Genomic DNA, 20,767 nt, shown 5'->3' on the forward strand with positions numbered 1-20,767 from the left:
GGAACCAATCTTCGGAGCCTTAATGTCGCAATCCACCCGTTTGCTGAACCCGATCCTGATCGTCGGCTGCATCGTAATTACAGTCAGTTTTGCCGTACGCGCCTCTTTTGGTGTGTTCCAGATACCGATTGCGGATGAGTTCGGCTGGCTACGCAGCGATTTTTCGATGGCGATCGCCATACAAAACCTGGCTTGGGGGATCGGCCAGCCGATCTTTGGCGCCATTGCGGAAAAGATAGGTGATCGGCGCGCCATCGTTCTGGGCGCTCTGACCTATACGGCGGGAATGGTCCTGACGGCATGGTCCGTTACCCCGTTTGAACATCAGATGTATGCCTGGCTCGTGGGTTTCGGGATCGCTGGGACGGGGTTTGGCGTGGTCCTTGCGGTCGTAGGTCGTGCCTCATCGGATGCGAACCGCTCGATGTCATTGGCGATTGTCACCGCAGCGGGCAGTTTCGGGCAAGTCATTGGCGCACCCACAGCAGAGTGGTTGCTGACTTTCTTACCCTGGCAGCAAGTGTTTCTGATCTTTGCGGTGGCTATCCTTGCATTGATCCTGACATTGCCATTCATGCGCGCGCCTCAGCCCGTCAGCAGGACGGAGCTAGAAGAGAGTATGGGGCAGATCCTGTCCAAGGCATTCCGCGACCCGTCTTATTCGCTGATTGCGATCGGCTTTTTCAGTTGTGGCTATCAACTGGGCTTTGTCACGGCCCATTTCCCCGCCTTCGTCACCGAGATGTGCGGCCCGATCCAACCCGGAGGCCTCTTACATTCGATGGGGATCACCACAACTTCAGCCTTGGGGGCGATTGCGATTTCGTTGATTGGGTTGGCCAATATCGGCGGAACCCTTTTGGCCGGATGGGCTGGAAATCACTTTCCGAAGAAGTACCTGCTCGCGGCGGTTTACACCGGCCGAACGCTTGCCGCAGGTGCCTTCATCGTGTTCCCAATCACGCCCTTGTCCGTGATCGCATTCTCGCTTGTGATGGGGTCGCTCTGGTTGGCGACCGTACCGCTAACATCTGGCCTTGTCGCACATCTCTATGGCCTGCGGTACATGGGCACGCTCTACGGGATCGTATTCCTGAGCCATCAGATCGGCAGTTTTCTGGGCATCTGGTTAGGCGGGCGCATGTACGACCAATTCGGTGATTACACCATGGTTTGGTGGATCGGCGTCGCTATCGGAGCGTTCAGCGCCATCATTCACCTGCCCATCCGCGAAAATCGTTCACCAACCGGCGTGACAGCCTGAGCTATGCGGCCTCTTCAGCGGTCAGCAGCCCCTCAGAAACCAATCGATCCGCCCAACCCTGCGGATCGATGAAGTGATGCGTTTGCCATCCGCGCGCCCTTGCTGTTTCGATATTCTCGATCCTGTCATCTGCAAACAAAAGCGCCGAGGGAGGGATGCCGCAATCGGCCTCAACCATTTCGTAAATTGGCATATGAGGTTTGACCGTCTTCATCCGACCCGAGACATATTGACGATCAAACTCATTCAGAAACGGATAAACAGTAGTGGCATAGTCAAAATTCTGAACCCCAAAATTCGTCAGGGCAAAGACCGGGATCTTCTTGGTCCGTAACGCGCGCAGCAGTCGCGCTGAATGTGGGATCTCGGGCGCGGCCAGTTCGATCCAGTTGTCATGCCACATTCGGATCTCATCGCGCCATTCCGGGTACTTGTCCGCCCAATTGTAAATCGTATCCGTGAAATGATGGCCCTGATCTACCAGATCATTCATCCCATGCAGATCGACCTCGTCAAACATGGCGCGACGACGATCCTCGCCGATTACCCGATCATAATAGCGCTCGGGCTGCCACTCGATCAGCACATTTCCGATGTCAAAGATGACGGCTTCAACGGCCATGACTTAATCCCATACCAGTTCAATCACCACCGACTGAACCAAGCGCAGGTCAGAGATGCAAGCGCCAACCGCAGCGCGGCACGCGCTGCCCAGCCCAACGGAAGGATATGCATCTTTGATGCGTCTCTGACCGGCGGGAGCACTACCTGCGAAGGGCAGCGCGTATCTCGCGCTCAAGCGCATCCAGAAAACGCGAACGGTCGGCTTTGCCAAATGGTTTTCCTCCGCCACCTGTCCCCAGCGGGTTTGCCGCGCGAAGGTCCGCCATCAGATCGCGCATTGCCAATTGCTGACCGATATTGGCCGCGGTGAAAGCCTCACCACTGGGCCGAAGCACGCGTGCTTCGGCTTCAATACACTTGGCGGCCAGCGGTATATCAGAGGTAACGACAATATCGCCGGTGCCGCAGCGTTCGGCAATCCACTTATCCGCCTCATCTGCTCCCGAGGCGACGATCACTACCTGCACCAACGGGTTGGCGGAGGGGCGTAGGCCTCCGTTTGAGACCAGAACCATCGGCACCTTGTGCCGGGTTGCCACCCGTTCAGCCTCGGCCTTGACCGGGCAGGCATCCCCGTCGATGTAAAGCGTCGTCACGCCTCTTTGACCTTTGGGGCTGACTTCGCCGTTGGCGTCGATTTGCGCACCTTGAATTCGTCCGGAATGGGCATCCGGTTAAAGGCATCCAGCCCCGCGATTTTGTAAGCTTCGGCAAGGGTCGGATAGTTGAACGTGTTCTGCACGAAGTAGTCCACCGTGCCTTTCAGGTTCAGCACCGCCTGTGCAATATGGATCAGCTCGGTTGCCCCTTCGCCAACGATTTGCACACCTAGAACCCGCCGGGTCTTGAGCGAAAATAGCATTTTCAGCATGCCATGCTCCAACCCCATGATGTGCCCGCGCGAGGTTTCGCGGAACCGGGCCACACCCACTTCGTAGGGAATACCACGCTCCTGCAGTTCTTCCTCGGACATCCCGCAGGTTGAGATTTCGGGGACCGAGTAGATCCCATACGGATACCAGGGGCTTTCCGGCAGGGTTGGAGTCTCCAGCGCATGACAGGCCGCGACCCGCCCTTGTTGCAACGAAGTTGAGGCCAACGACGGATGCCCGATGACGTCTCCGGTGGCATAGATATGCGGCACCGAGGTCTGATAGGTCTTGCGGTCCACGCTGATACGATTGCGATGATCCGTTTCAATGCCAACCGCGTCCAAGTTCAGCGCCGAGGTCGCCCCCATCCGGCCGGCTGCAAACAGCAGCATCTCGGCCCGGACGTGCCGCCCATTGTCCAGCGTGATCTCAACATGGCTACCGGCGTCTTCTATTTTCTCGACGGCTGCCCCCAACCGCAGATCGACGCCATTTTCACGGATCTGATGCGTGAAATCGTGGATCAGTGTCTTGTCGATGAAATCCAGAAACGTCTCGCGCGGTTCGATCAATGTCACCCGGACATCAAGCGCCGAGAACATGGTTGCATATTCAACGCCGATCACGCCCGCACCGATCACGCAGAGCGAACGCGGGATTTCCTCCATCTCAAGGAAATCATCCCCATCGACGACAGTTTTGCCATTGAAAGGCACGTAATCTGGCCGGTAGGTCTTGGTGCCGGTGGCGATCAGGAATTTGGCTGCTGTCAGACGCGTGGATTCGCCTGCATCCGTAGCCACCTCGATCTCGTGTGGCCCCGTGAACGTCGCCAACCCGTTCAGCGTTTCAACATGGTTGCGGTTGAACTGATGCTCCAGCACATCGACCTCGTGATCGAGTGTCATGTGCAGCCGTGCTTTCAGATCCTCTGCGCTGATCTGATCCTTGACCCGGTAAGAACGCCCGTAAAAACTGCGCTCGCGCCAGCCTGACAGGTTCAGCACCGTCTCTCGCAAGGTTTTCGATGGGATCGTGCCGGTATGTACCGAAACGCCACCAAAACGGTCTTTGCGGTCAATCACCAGCACCCGGCGTTGCAATTTGCCTGCCTGAATCGCCGCTGCCCGGCCTGAAGGGCCCGAGCCGATGATGATCAGGTCATAGTCATATTTGCTCATGCCTCAGTCCCCATACAGCGCTTCGGCGTGGAAGGTGATGTGATCCTCCATAAAGGTGGACACGAAATAGTAGGAATGGTCATAGCCGGGCTGCAGTCGGTAAGTGGCCTGCTGGCGACGCTCGGCAATTGCCTGCGCCAGTGCCTCCGGGCGCAACAGATCCATAAACTGATCGTTTGCACCGGTGTCGATCAGGATCGGTCCGTCAAAGCCTGTGCTTTTCATCATCGCCGACGCGTCATGCTTGGCCCATGCGGTCTCATCATCGCCCAGATACGCGCTGAGTTGCTTGCGGCCCCAATCCGCCCCCATGGGGTTCGAGATCGGCGAGAAGGCCGAAACAGAGCGGTAACGCCCGGGCAGGTTCATCGCCAGCGTCAATGCGCCATGCCCACCCATCGAATGTCCTGTGATGGCCTGACGATCAGGATCAATCGCAAAGTTCTTGGCCAGAAGGGCCGGCAACTCTTCGGCAACATAATCCCACATGTTGAAGTGAGGCGTCCAAGGGCCTTGCGTGGCATTGACATAGAACCCTGCACCTTGGCCAAGGTCATAGTCCTCGTGATCCGCCACACCTTCGCCGCGTGGCGAGGTATCGGGGAATACCAGAGCAATGCCTTGTTCGGCCGCCCAGCCCTGGGCACCCGCCTTCGTCATGGCATTTTCATGGGTGCAGGTCAGGCCCGACAGGTACCACAGAACAGGAACGGGGCCGTCCTTGGCTTCGGCTGGAAGAAACAGGCCAAATGTCATATCACATTTGCAGGCCGAGGAAGCATGGCGATAAACGCCCTGCACACCACCAAAACAGGCATTTTCCGAAAGGGTTTCCATCAAGCTGATCCTTACGTTGTTTCCGGGCCATGGCTACCGGTCTGCAGCGTCGGCGTAAAGTGCAGCCACCTCTGGAAAGCTCATTTTTCGAAAAGGTGAAGATCAGAATCCGTTGACCCATCCTATCGCCAGCGGGACGGTCAGAATGCTGGCGATGGTAGATAACAGGATGGCAGCAGATGCCCGTTGCGGGGCCACACCGTAGTGCGCGGCCAGCATGTAAACATTGCCTGCAACTGGTAAAGACGCCGCCGCGATTGCGACCATCGCAGGGAATGAGGCAACCGGGATCAGCCAAATCACCATAAGTGCCACGAAAAACGGATGCAGCACCAGTTTGCAAAAACTCAACCAGCCCGCGATCTGGATGCGCTCGGCCGATTTGTCTGCCAGTGATGCCCCGATTGCAAATAACGCACCTGGCGTAGCAGCGCCGCCCAGAATCGTCAGAAAATCATTCAGAGGCACCGGTACAGGCGCTTTTAATGCAGACCAGAGCAATCCGGCGGAGATTGACAAGATCATGGGGTTTCTCAGCAGGCCAATCCCGATCAGGCGCATCGTCCCCAGGCTGAGCCGACCATCGCGGCCACCGTTGATCAGGATCACGATCAATGAGGAAAACACAACCAGATCAACTGTCAGCACCAACATCACTGGACCTATGGCAGCTTCGGAGAATAAAAGCGCAAGCATGGGCAGGCCCAGAAACCCAACATTGCCAATAGCAGCACATTGCGCCTCGACCGCGGCGGTGGGGATGTCCAGCCCTCGGAGATAAGCGATAGCCGTCGCCAGCGCATAGACGCCAGCAGTGCCGATCAGATACCCGATCACCAGCCGACCGTTGAAAATTTCGGCAAAGGGCAGGGTGGCGGCAAACCGGAATAGCATAGCCGACAAAGCAAAGAAAAACACGAACTTGGTTAGATATGCTGTCGCCTCGGGAGGGAAAAACCGGCTGCGTCCGGCCCAGAACCCCAGGCCGATGATTGCGAAAAAGGGGAGAGTGCGCAGAAATATCTCGACCATGGCAACGTGTTAACATGGCTGGTCTGGCTCGCAAGGTTGACGCACGGTCGGCGGTACGATTGAAGCCGTAACGTTGTGCCAAAACCGCGATCGGAGTGAAAAGCGTTGAAACTGAACCGAACGGTTTATAGTGTTGCAGGATATCGCAATCCGGAGACACCATGACCCAAGCCGCCACCATCCTGCGTACAGGCCGTAAATTCGACCAGGTGTTACGTGGGGCCCGAGAGGTTTTCATGGCGGATGGGTTTGAAGGTGCAAGCGTCGATGACATCGCGCGTGCGGCGGGTGTTTCGAAGGCAACGCTATACAGCTATTTCCCCGACAAGCGACTGTTGTTCACCGAGGTTGCCCAGACCGAATGTCGCCTGATGTCTGAACGCATCCTTTCGATGATCGATGAGACCAAGCCAGCCCGCGAGGTGCTGACGATAGCAGCCACTCAGCTTACGGCTTTTCTCGTCTCGGACTTCGCGCAGCAAGTCTTTCGCATATGTGTGGCCGAGCGCGACCGATTCCCCGAGCTTGGTAAAGCGTTTTATGAAGCAGGACCGAAGAACGGCCAACGCCAGATGGCCGAATATCTGACCAAGGCGGTTGGTAAAGGTGAGTTGGCGGTTGAAGACGTCAACATCGCGGCCGAGCAGTTTTCTGAACTGTGCAAAGTCCGACTATGGGGCCGCGCGGCGTTCGGTATCCAAAATCGATTTGACCAGAACGAAATCGACGAGGTCGCATTGCAGGCCGTCGACATGTTTATGGCCCGCTACGGCGTTTGAACTGCGTAAGTTCGCCAGCGATAAGTCACATTGATGGTAAGAAGTCGTGTTGGTGCGGGTGGAGGGACTTGAACCCCCACGCCTTGCGGCGCCAGAACCTAAATCTGGTGCGTCTACCAATTTCGCCACACCCGCAACCCGATGCCGAAGCACCGCGACGACGCGCTGAATAGCAAAGCTTTTGAATGAGTGCGAGAGGTAAAATCAAGCGAGAGGGCAGTTTATTATCGTCTCGCTGGAAACAATCCTTTGCCCAAGTAAGTTTAACCAGAACTCGCATGTGCCAAATGTTAAAGAACGTGCCTTGGACAGTGAGAATGCGGTTTGGCCAGTCTTTTCAGCACGAACAGTGCTCAGGTGCTGGTTTTGGTCGTAATTTCACCTGTGTGAAGGCCCGTTTTCTGGTCCTTCTTTTTGTTTCCATTTAGCGAACATTTATCACAATTTTTCTCTTTATCTTAAACTCGCATACGTTGAGTCGCTGAAAGATTACTTTGTGTGGGGCACATTTCAAAAAAGTGTAACTTGAGGTGAGTGGTTTCGTATCGAATTTCAATCAGGGGTTCCTTCGATCACAGAAATAGAAATTATTTCTATATATTTCAAAAAAGTAAGAAGCAGCATGTAAATCCTTGACGCCACGGAACCTCGGGCTTTTTAACAAGCAATCAAAGCCATAAAAACTTGGGCAACTCGTCAACGTCGTGGCTTACACTCTCATAGGTTGAGGTATTTCTATGAGACGCCATCATAATTGTGCCACATTTCAAACGCCAAAATATCCTATTCGCGTCAAAATAACACCGCGGTAATCGTAATTGATTGGGCGCAGGAGTTAATGAGTCTTTTTGCCTTCTGGCACCGTGCGAGTTTCTGCTCAACTCCAGAACAAGGGTCTCTGTCGTGACCAACCAGATCAAATCCGTTGCTTCCGAGCAAGACGCTGTCAGCCTTGCGCGTGAAAGCTTTATTGGCGAACTGAAAACCCTGAACCGTCAGCACCCTGGCACAGGATTCGGCGTCGCTCTCCGGACGCATTCGGGCAATCGCTACTTGCTGGCTAATGCCCGCATGCCGCTGCCTGCCAACAAAACAGATGATTTTCCGACCGGACGCCGTGTGGCTTGTTTGGAAAATGGTGAAGGCTTCAGTTCAATCGAAGTTCTGGCTGATTCTTTCGCATATGAATCGATTTCACCGCGAACCGAGGCCGCAATCCTCGGCAACGCGCTGGACCTGATCGCACGAATCGACACGCTTGCAAGCCTGCCTGACGGGGCAGGGAACCACATCGCTGCAACTGGTACCGGAGGCTGACCATGGCGCGTAACGACCACCTTCTGTCTGTCGGAAACGAGTCCCTGTCTGAGATGACAGAGGCAATGACCTCGTTGACGACACAGATCGACCAACTGACAGAGGTGGCGGATGCACGGTCTTCCGCACGGCTGGCTGCGCTCAAGACCAAAATGGAGAATTTTACCGCCAGTGTCACGATGGTGGGGCAGGTGAAGGCCGGCAAATCCTCGATCGTGAACATATTGGCCGGGCGGCCAAATCTTTTGCCTTCGGATGTGAACCCGTGGACCTCGGTGGTTACAACGCTGAACATCAACACCCGCACAGAAGGCGACACCCGTTCCAAATTCACATTCTTCGAGCAGGAAGAATGGGACAATCTGATGGTTGGCGGCGGTCGTCTGGGCGAGTTGGCCAATCGAGCCGGTGCCGATGATGAGATGGACGATATTCGCCGTCAAATCGGCGAGATGAAGGCCAAATCAGAAGAGCGGCTTGGGAAGCACTTTGACCTGATTCTCGGTCAGAGCCACCAGTATGATTACTTCGATGATGAACTGATACAGCGGTATGTGTGCCTTGGGGATGAGGATGACCCGGATATCGACCCCAAGACGGGCCGTTTCGCCGATGTGACCAAATCGGCCGAGCTGTTCATGGATATCCCGCAATATCCGATCTCGCTCAAGCTCTGCGATACCCCAGGTGTGAACGATACCTTTATGGTACGCGAACAAATCACCCTACGCAGCCTGCGTGGATCAGAGGTGTGTGTTGTTGTTTTGGCTGCCAGCCAGGCGCTGACTACGATGGACATGGCGCTAATGCGGATCATCGCGCAGTTCGAGAACCGCCAGATCATCCTGTTCGTGAACCGCATCGATGAATTGTCTGACCCGGTCAATCAAGTGCCTGAGATACGTGATCGTATTCAAGATACACTGAAACAGAACAACATAGACGCCAACACCAGCGTTGTTTTTGGCAGCGCTCTGTGGGCCGAGGCTGCGCTAACCGGAAACCCGGACATTCTAACTGAGGAATCGCGCGAGGCGTTGAACACCTTCTATCTGGCGGCCGGATTTGGCGATCAGGCTGCATCGCTGGATAAGATCTGGGCGCTATCAGGATTGCCTGATCTGCTGCTCGCCATGAATGAGCGTATCGCTGAGGGTGCAGGAACGCGTCTTTTGGATCGCGTTCGCCATCGGGCGCGCAACATCGCCAGCCAGATCCGGGCTACTGCAGTGGCCAAGACGCTGTCAAACTCCGACGGTATCGTTCGGGATCTGGACGGTGCGTCGCCCGAAGAAGCGATCGCAAAGGTTTCGGCTGAGTACGAAAAGAAAGCCTCGGAACTGACAACCAAGCTGCGCGACAAGGTATTAGAGCGACTTGCGTCCGCAGAAGCAAATTTTGTCAAACGTGCGACGGATTCTCTGATCTCACATCTGGAACAGAATGGTGAGCAGGGTACATGGCAATATGATCCGGCAGGTCTGCGCACCTTGCAGAAGGCGGCATATTTCAGCTTTGCCCGATCCATGCGTAAGGATGCCGGTGCTCTGTATTCGGCTGCTGCAGCGGATGTCGAGGCACTGTATCAGAAGCTGCTGGGCAACCACTTAGGTGAATTCAACATCGAAGCCCCGATCGTGCCGCGTGTACCCCCGCCATTAGGGATTGGCCGCACAATCGCACTGGACCTGCAGAGCACATGGTGGCGACGTTGGTGGCAACGCCGCAAAGGGTTCGAAGCCTATGCCGCAGATTATACGCGACTGATCGCGTCCGAGGCGAACTCGATCACCAAAGACATCGAGGAAAACCAGATCGCCGCCGTACTAGAGAACGTGCGGGCCACGTTGACCGACTTTATTGCCGAACAGAAGGACACGCTGCTCAGTATCTCGCAATCGCCTGAAAGGGCAGCGGCCCAGATGGCCGAGCAGAAGCCGCAGAAATCACGTGACGATATTCTGGGCGATATCCTGAAAGACCTTAGTAACGAAGCAGCATAAGAAGAGTTATGGTAAAAGAATCGCAAACCCGCTTCGTCTCTCCCAAGGCTTGGAACCGCATCGAGCAGTGGTCCCGCCGCAAACCTGTGTTTGCGCTCATGGGGGAATTCAGTGCAGGCAAATCGACGTTGATGAATTTCCTGCTGCGCAAACAGGCACTGCCGACGCAGGTCACAGCGACGCAACTGCCGCCGATCTGGTTCAGCTGGGGCAATCGACCCGCCTATATCAAACGCCATGATGGTAGTACGCAGAATATCGAATTGGATCAGCTTGAACAGGTTGGTGTCAACGACGCCCAGTTCATTCGCATCTTCCTTGAAGCCGACATTCTTGAGGCGGTCGACCTGATCGACACACCCGGCATTTCGGACCCGAAGATTTCGACGGATGTCTGGCAACGCGCAGTTGGCCAGGCCAATGGTGTGTTGTGGTGCACGCACTCGACCCAAGCTTGGCGCGAAACTGAACGTGCCACATGGGTTTCGCTGCCGGAACGGCTGCAGCATAAATCGCTTTTGCTGGTGACGCGCGCAGATGCATTGAATCAGAAAGACCGGCAGAAGGTCTTGCGCCGCGTAAATCGCGAAGCGGGTCATTTGTTCAATCGCACGATCCTGTTCTCGGCCCGTGATGCTATCATGGCCCGTGACAAAACCGGTGACGCCGAGCTGTGGTCACGCAGCGGCGGCGGCAAGATGGTCGACAGTTTCCTTGAGATCACTGAGCAGATCATGGACAGCCGTGCGGATATGCTGTCGCGCTATCAAATTGACAAATCCCTGTCAGACGCACCCAAAGTTCAGCCATCGCGGCCCGAGAAAACCTCTGGCGATGCGCCGCTGAAACTTGTCACGCCGATGGAAGATGACTCTGCCGAGAATGATGTGGTTACAAGTTTCCCGGTACGCCCTGCCCGCGTGGAACGCCGCACCGAGGAGCCCGGACAGGCGCGGATTGATGCAGAAGAAGCCGAGCGGATGCGCGCGGAAATGGCTACCGAAGCGGAGCCTGCTGATGAAGACTTACGTGCCTTGTTCTCTGACAAGACGGAAGATCCGCTGGATCTGAACCTCTTAGCAAACCCCATCACCGACGTGGATGAGTTTGATTTCATGGATGACGATGATGAGGAAGAGCAGGAAGATGCCGAACTGATCGTCTTGGGTGAAGAAGAGGACGAAGCGGAAGCAGTCGAAGCTGCGGACACCGAACAAGAGCCGTCGGAACACGCCGAAGAATCATCAGATATCGAAGTATCGGTTTCGTCGATTACGGCCCTGTTGGCGGAACAGTCGGAAAACTCGGCAGACGAATATGAACCGGAGCCCGAATCGAATGCGCTGGCTCCAAACCGCGTCGTATCAATGGTGGGTGAAGCTGCTGCCGAAGAGATTGAAGATGCAGCCGATGACAAGGCAGATGATTTGGGCGATCGCCTCATAGAAACGCCACTCAGTGCTGCAGCAATGTGGGGTGAAATCGTGGCGCGTGAGAACCTGCCTGACGATGCAAATGGCCTGAAAAGCGCCTTTGCAGCATTCTTGTCCGAGTTTGACCAGATTGCGTTGGAACATGACGCTAAGCGGAATCAAGACATACCGCGCGCCGTTTCTGAGGCTCGCAAGAACGGCGGAGCGGAGTGGCATGCGATTTAGATTAAACCCGAAGGTGGGCATCTGAATGTCGATTGACTCTGCTCTGGCTTCGGCCATCGAAACCATACCCGACTGCATCGCAGCCGGGTATGTCGACATGGAGACCGGCATGTTATTGGGCGTCGACGCGGCGGACCAAGACAGCGCTGATGCGCTCGAAAATCTCGCACTTGCAGTAGCTAATCTGTTTCAGGGACGCGGTATGAAGGGATTCGAAGAACTTCTGCGTGCGGCAAAAATCGATGATACTGAACACCCCGGATTTGGGGAAATCGCGGTGTTCTCAAACGACCGGCTGCACATCTTTCTCAGGACAACAGAATATCCTGATCACGTGGTATGCTATATCTGCCGCGACAGCGCGAATGTCGGGCTGGCGCTTACGAAATCACATCTCAGCCTCGGGCCGGTGGCGGCCGCGGTGTAGACGGGACCAGAGGGGGTCACGCATGATGGATAGTGAAATACTGGATATGCTCGAAGGGATCGGGCGGACTTCGGTCGCGCGCTTATCGCCAGCAATCTACCTATCGGGTAGCAGCGCACTGTTACGCCGGAATGAGGTGCTGGGGGCCATCCGGGGCACGATCTTGCCTCGGCGTTTGGAATTTACGGCGGCTGACGGGGCAACTTTGGCTATCGAAGTCAACAGCTCTCGGGTCACCGACGTATTCCGCTGTGCTTCGGGTCCTGTCCCGGATTTTGAAACCGAAGCACGCGAAAAACTGATCGAACGACTGGCGCAAGTGGTGTCGGAAATTGCAACGGCACCCGGCCCGCTTGAGTTGGTTTCTCTGCGCCCGGATACGGCGCTTGAGGCTGATGACGTAGGGGTTACCTTTTCGGAGGTCGAAGCGGCCTGCGCGCGGATTGAACTAATCGAAGAGCCACGCATGGCCATCGTTTCCGACCAGACCTTAGAACCAGAAGCCCAGCCAGAAACTGCGTCACAAGGCGCCACCAGTATTGCCGGAAAATTCTTTGAGGGCGCGGATCGGTTCGCATTAGGTCGAATACTGATTGGGTCGACTGAAGACGAGATGCAATTTGACGGGTTGTGTGCGCAGGGCCAAGACGCACATCCGGACACGGATATATTGGCCCGATTCACCCGGGATCTGGCGGGATGGCAGGCCGATGGTTCCGATGCTTTAACTGATCCACAGCTGATCGTCATTCGCCCGACAGGTGGACAAGGCGCGGGTCTCGCCATCTTGTGCGACGGTCAGGAAACCGCCGCCGCCGTTCATGACGCCCGCAAGCTGGGCGCTGTCGTCAACCTATGGAAAACATTGAATAGCGCCGTTGAATAACCGCGTTCCTGCCAAATAGTGTCCACTTTGCAAAGTTAAACAAAATACGAGTTACCAGGGTAAATCTTATGAGCGAGTTAAACCGCCGCGAGCTTATTCGCATCGCAGAAGACATGAACGGGACGAGCAATGACGAAACGCGTCACTTCATCTCGCGCATCGTTGACGACTTGTCGAACCTCAAGCCTTCGATAGCATTCGTAGGTCAAATCAAGGCCGGAAAATCGCGCTTGATCAACGGTTTCACCGGGCATGCAGAATATCTACCCTCGGACGTGAACCCATGGACGACAGTGATCACCGACATGCATTTCGGTCATCCGTCCGGTCGGACGTCGGGCGCCGAGTTTCATTTCTTCGACAATCGCCAATGGCAGGCCCTGATCGCCGAAGGTGAAGAGTTGCGCAACATGTTCCCTGATGAAGAGGACAGCTACAAGCGCGAGATGATCGAAGAGCAGGTCGAGGCAATGAAAACCCGCGCCAAGCTACGCTTGGGGGAAAGCTACAAACACCTTCTTGGCGAGCATCACGATCTGGATGAACTGACCTCGGATGACCTAGCGCGCTATGTCTGTGCCGGGGATGACCCGACAGATGAAGACCAGTATGACCCCGGTTCAGATCGGGGCCTTTACAGCGACATCACCCGTAAGGCCGAGGTCTATTTTGACATTGGCCATTTTCCGTATCCGGTGACAGTCACAGACACACCCGGTGTCAATGACCCGCTGCTGATCCGTGAAGAGATCTCGCGCCAGTATCTCAAGGAATCCGACTTTTTCGTCGTCGTGCTGTCTGCGCATCAGGCGTTGTCGCGGGCTGATCTGAAGCTATTCCGCCTGATGCAAGCGCTAGAGCTTGGTCAGATCGTGGTCTTCATCAACCGCGTGGACGAGTTGGGCGGTGGCGCCGAAGATGCCGGCAAGGTGCGCACAGACGTATTGGACGGGCTCGAACAGGCGCTTGGCAACTCGGAGATTGACGTTCTGATGGGCAGCGCCCAATGGGCCCATTATGCGCTGACCGGGGATGAAACCGGAATCGACCATGATCAGATATTGGCGTGGCTGAGGGCGCATCCCGAACAGATGAAGCAATATCTTGACGGCGTCGAAGAGATCAAACAAGGCCCCGGCCCCATCAGCCGCGAAGGTGTATTGCGATTTGCCGCGATGATCGCGTCGGGCCTGCCCGATCTGCGCCGTCATGTGACCAAAGCCCTGACCGAAGGACCGCGCCAAGAACAGCTTAATATTGCGTGGCAGCACCTCAACAGTTTTGCCCAAGGTGAGCTTGAGCGCAGCACTGCGCGGCTTCGTGCGATTGAAGAAAAGGATGGTCCCGACACAGCGGATGTCGAAGAAAACAACAAAACGCTTTCTGAGTTGCGTGCGCTAGTTGAAGATAAATCCAAGGCCATCACCAATGATATGGACGATGTATTGGCCAATTTGCGGGGTGTTATGGATGACACCGTCGCCGAGGCTGTCTCGATCGTTGTGCGCGGCCCTGATGGGCAATCGCCTTTGCTGGCCAAAGACGGAGATACCGAGCTGAACTTTACGCCTCTGCGTGAGCGGATGCGCGAGCTTGTTCAGGGCGCGACACAGGTGGTACGGCAGCGCATGCTTAGTGAGCTTTACGCTATCGATATGCAGACCAATGCTGCTTTGCGCGCCCTGCCCGGATGGCAGGAACCCGTGGACAATCGCATGAATACCAGTGCGGTGCGTTGGTTCCGTCCGAACACAAGCGCGCTGACGCGTGGCATTACGGTTGAGTTGCGTGTGACATGGCTGTCGCGACTGATATCGCGTCGCAGTGTGTTGAACCGCGCCGAACGGATGATCGTTCAAGAGTTTGAGATGATCGGAGACGATCTTGTAGATACCGCCAGAAGCGACCTGATCGAACGGATGAAAACCGTTCTTGACCATTATATGGCGCTGCTGGCCGGGCATCTGGAACATCGCGCAGGCCCCGATGGGTCGAACGCGCGCGCCGAAGCGCAACGTGCGGTTGACCAAGCGCGGCGCATCAGCGATGAACTAGGGGCGGTGCACGGAACTGCACCCGTGGACACTCGACAGGCAGAGGCCGCAGAATGATTGAATTCCCCGGAACCGAGAAGGAAGTGCGCCAGCTAGAGCGTTTCCTGACCGCCACCGAAAATGCACCCTCATCGGCAGAGCTGGATGATATGCGCGCCCGCGCGCTGGCCCATGCCGAGCGGCTTTCGAACGCGGTTTCCATTGGTTTTGCCGGGGAGTTTGGAGCCGGAAAGTCCAGCCTTGCCAACATGCTGGCGGGGGCAGACATTCTGCCCACCGGGCCGCAGCATCTAAAATTGCCCCTGGTGATCGTGGCCTATGCCGATACGCCTGAGACAACCGTTGGTTGGTGGGACAAGGAACCCAAAGTCTATTCCGGTATAGCGCTGGAAAAGGCAGCGGCGGATGAACCCGATTTCATCTCGGTCGGGTTGAATACCCCTGCCCTGCAGGAGATTTCGCTGTTTGATTTGCCCGGTGCCGGTGCACTGGATGATACCTACAAACAGACTCTAAATTTGCTCGACTATGTGGATTGTGCGATCTGGTGCACCAATGGCACCAACGCCTGGCGTGAAACCGAACGCCATTTGTGGTCGCAGGTCCCTCAAAAGCTGCGCAATAACAGCTTGTTGGCTGTAACACATGCCGATTTGCCTCCGGTGCGGGATGCTCTGGATCGGGTAGTCGCACGCCTGAACAAGGAGAAGGGCGATTTGTTTCGCGCGGTTGTGACCATCGGCACCCCGGTAGCGGTACGGGCCATGGAACAAGAGCCTGAACCCGACTTTGCTTTGTGGGAAACCTGTGGCGGGCAGAACTTGGCAGAACAGGTTTTGCACATAGCCTCTGATCACCGTCGCCATGATCTTGAGGCCGCCCAAAAAGATCTGGCTGAAGAGTTTATGCCTTATCTGGAGAACCTTACTGGTGCGGCTTCGACAGATCGCGCTGAGGCCGACGGCAATACTGTGCAGGCAAGCCTAGAGGCCGCCCTGCCCCCCCTGGACAATCCGATCCTTGAAGACTGGCTTGCGGCCATCGCCAGCATTTACAACGATCTGCGCGAAAGCTCAGATATTGAACCGGCGGCCTTCCTGCAAAGCTGTCAGGAAATCGTCGAGGATTTTGCCGAAAGGTTAGAATCTGGTACCGAAATCGATCCCAAAGCAGACTGGATTCCGGCCGAGTTTGAAAAGGCCACTGACCTGTTGCTGTTGCTGCAGTTTGAAACCGGGGACGCACCGCTGAAGGATGCAATAAGCATTCTCGCACAGCTCAGCGACAATCTGGCTTGGGCGGGCAGCTCTGTTGCGTCGGCGCCCCCAAAAACCGGCACATAAGTTTTTCCCGCTTGAATTGAGCCGCATCGCAGCGATTCGAAGCGTTCGGAATCGCCGCGATATTGTTTCGAATTCGTGGACCAAGCGTCTATTTCGGCGGTATAGAATCCATTTCTTCCATCAGGTAAACACAACATATTGTGGGATGATGGTCTGGACTCACTATATAGGCGATTTCGATTTTTGTGATCCATAGTGAAGCCATCAGGCGGCCCCAATAAAGTCAAATTTGAAACGTCTAACCGTCTTAAGTGTCCTGCGGTTGTGTTTGGTTGTGAGTTCGCGGGCTGAAGCCCTGGTTATCTATGCCGCAATAAACGAGTAGAATGGGCGGGAAGAAATGAGCCACAACCAGGCGGTCGGCGCAACGCACGACGAACCTCAGATCGAAGGATTGCAGCCAGGCGCAAAGCTGCTGCGCGGACAGTATGAAATCCTCCGGTTCCTAAGCAACGGCGGGTTTGGGATCACCTATCTCGCGCGCGATAGTCTGGATCGCGATGTGGTCATCAAAGAATGCTATCCGGGGGCGCTCTGCCAGCGGAATGGTGATCTGGTCGAACCTGCCAACCCCGACCACAAAGAAGACCTGCGCGCCATTATCGACCTGTTCATTCAGGAAGCACGCAACCATGCGCGGCTGGTTCATCCCAATATCGTCGACGTGCATCAGGTGTTTGAGGACAACGACACCGCTTATATCGCGATGGACCTGATCCGCGGATGCGATCTTCTGGATTATGTCGAAAAACCCGAAAACAAGAGCGGACCGGACTTTATCGTTCAGGTCACCGAAAAAATGCTGTCTGCGGTGTCGTTCATTCACCAAAGCGGCATGCTACATCGCGATATTTCACCCGACAATATCCTGATCGATGAGAATGGCGAACCCATCCTGATCGACTTTGGCGCAGCACGCGAGCAGGCGGCACACAAGTCAGCGGCGCTATTGACGCTGCGCGTGATTAAGGACGGGTATTCGCCGCACGAATTTTATGTGCGTGGCGCGGATCAGGGCCCCAGCAGTGACCTCTATGTACTGGCTGCAACGCTGTATCATGCGATCAGCGGCGAGCGACCGATTGATGGCCAGACACGTTTGAATGCGTTCAACAACGGCCAAGACGATCCTTATGAACCGCTGACAGGGCGATTCAAAGGGTATCCAGACGGGTTCCTTGAGGCGATCGACAAAGCAATGGAAGTGCACGCCACTGACCGTGTGCAAACCGCATTGGACTGGCTGCGTATGTTCCGTGGTCCCGGTGTGATGTTCGATAGTTTCGCGTATCGCCCGGTTTCGGTCATTGTTGGCATGGATCGCAAAGACGAAGAGGCCGAAAAAGAACGGATCAAAGCCGAAAGCGAGAATGCGGAGGCCGTCGTGACCGCGCTGCTGGCCGGGAACTCTGATCTGGCCCTCGGGAACGAGGAAAAAACGGAAGACACTCTTGCTAAATTTGCACCTCAGGACGAGGCCGTTGCTGCAGTCGACACCGTTGTAAAAAGCGGCTCGGGCGGCAGTGGCAAGATGATCGCGGGTATCGCGATTGTATTGGCGGCTCTGGCCGGAGGTGGATACTTCGTAATGACGGGCGATCAGCAATCGCCCGAGGCAACTCCGGTGACTGCAGAGGTTCCGACTACTCCGGTGCCCGCAGAAGCAGCTCCGGAACCCGTCGAGCAGACCGCCGAAGCCACAACAGAGCCGCAACAGGCCGAAGTCGCTTTGGCATCAGAACCAGAAGCGGCGCAGGAACAACCTGTCGAGCAGGCTAATGAGGTGCCGGAAGCCGCCATTGTGTCAGAGCAGCAACCCGAAGAAATCGCTTTGGTGGAACCTGAAGAAGTGGAACCTGAAGTGACGGAACCTACGGTTGAAGACATCACACCCATCGCACCTGCGACGCCGGTAAATCTAGCCGAAAACCAGGTCGCATTTGGGCACTGGGATATTGAGATTCCATTCACGATGTCCAAGCGTCGCAGCTCGACCGGGAGTGTCATTGCCATCAATGGATTGAACGCCGGTCAAGATAGGTCGGTGATCGGGGATTGGGTCGAACGGGGCGCTACGATTTTTACTCTGAATGGTGAACCTATTCGTCCGGACACAACGCTTGCATCGTATGTTCTAGATAATTTCTCGGTCGACCCAGACGGGTATATCCGTGTAGCAGCGCGCTATCGCAGTCTGGGCGAAACGCGCGCGCAGAATGGATTGCTGGCCCTGCCCGCCTTCCGCAGTTTTGGCCTTCTGAACGGTTATTCGTTTGATGTGGCTCATGCGGGCGAGGCAGGTTGGCAAACCGTCGTCGCATCTGTTCCGGAAGAAGTTGCTGGCAGTTTGCAGCGGGGGGATGTGCTGCTGCGCGAAACACAGACTGGTGTCTCGATCAATGAGCCCGAGAGTCTGGACGGCATCCTTGCTCAACTTGTTTCCGACAACCAACCCGAGGCGCGCCTAAGCATTCTGCGCAACGGAGCTGAAAGTACTGCGGTCATGCAACTAACGCAGGAGTGATCGCCCAGTTGATGTGACTATCGCCAGGTCAGTGTGCTGGGGGTGCCGCCCATCGCGTCACCCCGTCGGGGACCAACCCGTCGCGACGTAAATGTTTCTCTGTTTCCTCTTCATCAGTGCCCTGCGCCTACGGCGAAGCGGTTTGTAGCAGTCCCGCGGGTAAAACCCCGCATCAGAAATCAAAGAAGGTGACGACACCATGTTCAAATACAAAAGCCCTCTGAGCCGGCTTCTAGAAGGTGCCGGAAAACCGAAAGAAGAAGATGCGGTGGAAACCGAAACCGAAACCGTTGCGGAAGCGGTCGAAACAGAAAGCGCTGCTCCGATTGCGGATTTCAACGCCCTGCGCGCGGCCCTTGCGGGTGGAAACGTTAGCTCGGACAGCTACGAGGAAGCAGACGAACTGATCCCCGAAGAACCGATGCCCGAGTTTTCGGAAGACCAGATCGAAGATCAGGCGACCGAAGAAGAAGTGGCCGAGATTCAAGAGGTCGAAGAAGATGAACAGATTGTCACGCTTCATCTGACTGCGGAAGACGAGGTTCAGGACGATGAACCCGAAGTCACCGTAGAAGAACCAGAGGCCATCGAACCTGAAGTCGTATCTGAAGTTGCGGGCGAGGTGGAAATCGTCGGAGAACCCACACCGGAACCGGAGCCTGTTGATGTAACCCCGGAACCCGCCATGGTCGCACCTGCACCTGCACCGGCTGAAGATCGGCGTTCTCGTGTGAAGACGACGTTTTTGGGTTTCGAGCGTGCAGACACGCATGTTCAGGAGCTGATGGAAACAGCTGAGCCCGTTGAAAAGACAGAAGCGGCCGAACAGACATTCCCGGTTGGCTGGCTGGTCGTGACCGCCGGACCGGGTCGGGGTGCCGCGATTACCTTGACCGAGGGATTGATGCAGATCGGTCGGAATGACGATCAGGCTATTCAGCTGGATTTCGGCGACACCGGGATCTCTCGCAGCAATCACGCCGTCATCGCATATGACCCAGAGGACCGGAAATGCTATCTGGGCCATGGCGGCAAGGCCAACTTGGTGCGCCTGAATGGCAAGCCTGTGCTCAGCACCATAGCCTTGTCCAGCGGCGATCTGATCCGGATCAGCGAAACCTCGATCCGCTTCACCGCTTTCTGTGATGACGGCTTTGACTGGCGGGATGCCGATTAATGCTGGCTACCCCTGCATATGATATTGCCCTGATCCTGGACCAGGGTCAGCGCGACTCGCAGGAAGACGCGATTGCTGCGCGGGTCTCTGACGCGGCAGACGCGGGTTATGTCGTGATTGCCGACGGTATGGGCGGCCATGAAGCGGGTGAAGTCGCTTCGCAGTTGGTCATTTCAGCCTGGCGCGATGCGATGGATGCCCAGTTGGATGGGCCCGACCTTGCTGAGAGCGCACTGCTCGACGCTCTGCCGTTGGCCGCAATGCAGGCCAACGCCGCTATGGCGAGCCATAGTGAGGAAAACGAGGTCAATCTGGGCTCCACCCTTCTGGGCATGTTGATGCTGGATCAACGCGTATTCTGGATCTCGATCGGTGACAGTCCACTTTACCTGTTCCGCAATGATGCCCTGTCACAGGTCAACGAAGATCACTCGATGGCCCCGGTGATCGACGAACAGCTCGCACAAGGATTACTGAGCGCGGAAGAGGCGCGGGGCCATCCGGATCGTAACCAACTGACTTCGGTGATCATGGGGGCTGCGATTCCAAAAGTGGATTGTCCGGAACAACCATTGGCGCTGATTGCGGCAGATGTACTGATCCTTGGCAGTGATGGCCTGCAATATCTCGGCAATTCCGAGATCGAAACGCTGGTGCGCACGCATATTCATTCCCCGGCTCGCGATATTGCTGATGCGCTGCTTCAAGCACTGCATGCAAAGGCAGACCCGGATCAGGACAACATTTCAATCGCCGTGGTCAAACCGGCACAGACTTAGACAGGCAGTG

The 20,767-nt window shown here is 55.9% G+C and carries 17 protein-coding genes and 1 tRNA gene; 12 read left to right on the top strand and 6 right to left on the bottom strand.

Features of this window, described 5'->3' with window-relative positions:
* The first annotated feature begins 22 nt into the window (after window positions 1-22).
* Window positions 23-1,264 carry an MFS transporter gene (locus ACR0BT_RS08130; RefSeq protein WP_480614051.1) on the top strand — a complete coding sequence of 414 codons (1,242 nt, stop codon included), beginning with the start codon at window positions 23-25 and terminating at the stop codon, window positions 1,262-1,264.
* Between the two features lies 1 nt (window position 1,265).
* Here the strand turns inward: ACR0BT_RS08130 and ACR0BT_RS08135 are convergent, their stop codons facing one another.
* The 5 genes from ACR0BT_RS08135 to ACR0BT_RS08155 all read right to left on the bottom strand — a co-directional run bounded on the left by ACR0BT_RS08135 (window position 1,266) and on the right by ACR0BT_RS08155 (window position 5,810).
* Window positions 1,266-1,886 carry an HAD family hydrolase gene (locus ACR0BT_RS08135; RefSeq protein ID WP_170422724.1) on the bottom strand — a complete coding sequence of 207 codons (621 nt, stop codon included), beginning with the start codon at window positions 1,884-1,886 and terminating at the stop codon, window positions 1,266-1,268.
* 142 nt (window positions 1,887-2,028) lie between these two features.
* Window positions 2,029-2,484 (bottom strand): YaiI/YqxD family protein, encoded by a 456-nt coding sequence (locus ACR0BT_RS08140; protein ID WP_170393941.1) that lies wholly within the window; start codon window positions 2,482-2,484, stop codon window positions 2,029-2,031.
* Window positions 2,481-3,941, bottom strand: coding sequence for a Si-specific NAD(P)(+) transhydrogenase (gene sthA, locus ACR0BT_RS08145; RefSeq protein ID WP_480762911.1), 1,461 nt, complete (start codon window positions 3,939-3,941; stop codon window positions 2,481-2,483). Before sthA ends, ACR0BT_RS08140 begins: the two co-directional genes overlap by 4 nt.
* 3 nt (window positions 3,942-3,944) lie before the next feature.
* Window positions 3,945-4,778: an S-formylglutathione hydrolase gene (fghA, locus tag ACR0BT_RS08150; protein WP_170422726.1), complete on the bottom strand. Its 834-nt coding sequence runs from the start codon at window positions 4,776-4,778 to the stop codon at window positions 3,945-3,947.
* A gap of 102 nt (window positions 4,779-4,880) precedes the next feature.
* Entirely contained in the window at window positions 4,881-5,810 is a 930-nt protein-coding gene (locus ACR0BT_RS08155) for an AEC family transporter (protein ID WP_480762912.1), read from the bottom strand.
* A gap of 161 nt (window positions 5,811-5,971) precedes the next feature.
* Here ACR0BT_RS08155 and ACR0BT_RS08160 point away from each other — a divergent pair, with 161 nt between their 5' ends.
* A complete protein-coding gene (locus ACR0BT_RS08160; protein WP_170393933.1) occupies window positions 5,972-6,589 on the top strand; it encodes a TetR/AcrR family transcriptional regulator in 618 nt (205 codons plus the stop codon).
* Between the two features lie 50 nt (window positions 6,590-6,639).
* On the opposite strand, the gene ACR0BT_RS08165 is transcribed toward ACR0BT_RS08160, so the two are convergent.
* A tRNA-Leu gene (locus tag ACR0BT_RS08165) sits at window positions 6,640-6,724 on the bottom strand.
* 768 nt (window positions 6,725-7,492) lie between these two features.
* Between ACR0BT_RS08165 and ACR0BT_RS08170 the strand changes: the two genes are divergently transcribed.
* The 10 genes from ACR0BT_RS08170 (at window position 7,493) to ACR0BT_RS08215 (ending at window position 20,757) form a co-directional block, all read left to right on the top strand.
* The gene (locus ACR0BT_RS08170) at window positions 7,493-7,906 is read left to right on the top strand and encodes a hypothetical protein (RefSeq protein ID WP_170393931.1); all 414 of its coding nucleotides are present in this window, start codon (window positions 7,493-7,495) and stop codon (window positions 7,904-7,906) included.
* 2 nt (window positions 7,907-7,908) lie between these two features.
* The gene (locus ACR0BT_RS08175) at window positions 7,909-9,909 is read left to right on the top strand and encodes a dynamin family protein (protein ID WP_170393929.1); all 2,001 of its coding nucleotides are present in this window, start codon (window positions 7,909-7,911) and stop codon (window positions 9,907-9,909) included.
* A gap of 8 nt (window positions 9,910-9,917) precedes the next feature.
* Window positions 9,918-11,567: a dynamin family protein gene (locus ACR0BT_RS08180; protein ID WP_480762913.1), complete on the top strand. Its 1,650-nt coding sequence runs from the start codon at window positions 9,918-9,920 to the stop codon at window positions 11,565-11,567.
* 25 nt (window positions 11,568-11,592) lie between these two features.
* Window positions 11,593-11,994 carry a hypothetical protein gene (locus ACR0BT_RS08185; protein WP_170511880.1) on the top strand — a complete coding sequence of 134 codons (402 nt, stop codon included), beginning with the start codon at window positions 11,593-11,595 and terminating at the stop codon, window positions 11,992-11,994.
* A gap of 22 nt (window positions 11,995-12,016) precedes the next feature.
* Window positions 12,017-12,880 carry a hypothetical protein gene (locus ACR0BT_RS08190; protein WP_170393923.1) on the top strand — a complete coding sequence of 288 codons (864 nt, stop codon included), beginning with the start codon at window positions 12,017-12,019 and terminating at the stop codon, window positions 12,878-12,880.
* A gap of 68 nt (window positions 12,881-12,948) precedes the next feature.
* The gene (locus tag ACR0BT_RS08195; protein ID WP_170407302.1) at window positions 12,949-14,991 is read left to right on the top strand and encodes a dynamin family protein; all 2,043 of its coding nucleotides are present in this window, start codon (window positions 12,949-12,951) and stop codon (window positions 14,989-14,991) included.
* On the top strand, window positions 14,988-16,277 hold the full coding sequence (locus ACR0BT_RS08200) for a dynamin family protein (RefSeq protein WP_480762914.1): 1,290 nt from the start codon (window positions 14,988-14,990) through the stop codon (window positions 16,275-16,277). The genes ACR0BT_RS08195 and ACR0BT_RS08200 overlap by 4 nt, the downstream gene beginning before the upstream one ends.
* A 340-nt stretch (window positions 16,278-16,617) precedes the next feature.
* On the top strand, window positions 16,618-18,801 hold the full coding sequence (locus tag ACR0BT_RS08205) for a serine/threonine protein kinase (RefSeq protein ID WP_480591138.1): 2,184 nt from the start codon (window positions 16,618-16,620) through the stop codon (window positions 18,799-18,801).
* A gap of 199 nt (window positions 18,802-19,000) precedes the next feature.
* Window positions 19,001-19,978: an FHA domain-containing protein gene (locus ACR0BT_RS08210; RefSeq protein WP_170407311.1), complete on the top strand. Its 978-nt coding sequence runs from the start codon at window positions 19,001-19,003 to the stop codon at window positions 19,976-19,978.
* Window positions 19,978-20,757 carry a protein phosphatase 2C domain-containing protein gene (locus ACR0BT_RS08215; RefSeq protein ID WP_170422736.1) on the top strand — a complete coding sequence of 260 codons (780 nt, stop codon included), beginning with the start codon at window positions 19,978-19,980 and terminating at the stop codon, window positions 20,755-20,757. Before ACR0BT_RS08210 ends, ACR0BT_RS08215 begins: the two co-directional genes overlap by 1 nt.
* The last annotated feature ends 10 nt before the right edge of the window (window positions 20,758-20,767 follow it).

Source organism: Ruegeria sp. CJ6 (genome assembly GCF_056536665.1).

Bases quoted from the DNA above. Each gene is read 5' to 3' on its own strand.
- ACR0BT_RS08185 (WP_170511880.1), top strand. From the start codon at position 11,593: ATGTCGATTGACTCTGCTCTGGCTTCGGCCATCGAAACCATACCCGAC.
- ACR0BT_RS08205 (WP_480591138.1), top strand. From the start codon at position 16,618: ATGAGCCACAACCAGGCGGTCGGCGCAACGCACGACGAACCTCAGATC.
- ACR0BT_RS08180 (WP_480762913.1), top strand. From the start codon at position 9,918: ATGGTAAAAGAATCGCAAACCCGCTTCGTCTCTCCCAAGGCTTGGAAC.
- ACR0BT_RS08200 (WP_480762914.1), top strand. From the start codon at position 14,988: ATGATTGAATTCCCCGGAACCGAGAAGGAAGTGCGCCAGCTAGAGCGT.
- ACR0BT_RS08175 (WP_170393929.1), top strand. From the start codon at position 7,909: ATGGCGCGTAACGACCACCTTCTGTCTGTCGGAAACGAGTCCCTGTCT.
- ACR0BT_RS08195 (WP_170407302.1), top strand. From the start codon at position 12,949: ATGAGCGAGTTAAACCGCCGCGAGCTTATTCGCATCGCAGAAGACATG.
- ACR0BT_RS08215 (WP_170422736.1), top strand. From the start codon at position 19,978: ATGCTGGCTACCCCTGCATATGATATTGCCCTGATCCTGGACCAGGGT.
- sthA (WP_480762911.1), bottom strand. From the start codon at position 3,941: ATGAGCAAATATGACTATGACCTGATCATCATCGGCTCGGGCCCTTCA.
- ACR0BT_RS08210 (WP_170407311.1), top strand. From the start codon at position 19,001: ATGTTCAAATACAAAAGCCCTCTGAGCCGGCTTCTAGAAGGTGCCGGA.
- ACR0BT_RS08130 (WP_480614051.1), top strand. From the start codon at position 23: ATGTCGCAATCCACCCGTTTGCTGAACCCGATCCTGATCGTCGGCTGC.
- ACR0BT_RS08135 (WP_170422724.1), bottom strand. From the start codon at position 1,886: ATGGCCGTTGAAGCCGTCATCTTTGACATCGGAAATGTGCTGATCGAG.
- ACR0BT_RS08160 (WP_170393933.1), top strand. From the start codon at position 5,972: ATGACCCAAGCCGCCACCATCCTGCGTACAGGCCGTAAATTCGACCAG.
- ACR0BT_RS08190 (WP_170393923.1), top strand. From the start codon at position 12,017: ATGATGGATAGTGAAATACTGGATATGCTCGAAGGGATCGGGCGGACT.
- ACR0BT_RS08155 (WP_480762912.1), bottom strand. From the start codon at position 5,810: ATGGTCGAGATATTTCTGCGCACTCTCCCCTTTTTCGCAATCATCGGC.
- fghA (WP_170422726.1), bottom strand. From the start codon at position 4,778: ATGGAAACCCTTTCGGAAAATGCCTGTTTTGGTGGTGTGCAGGGCGTT.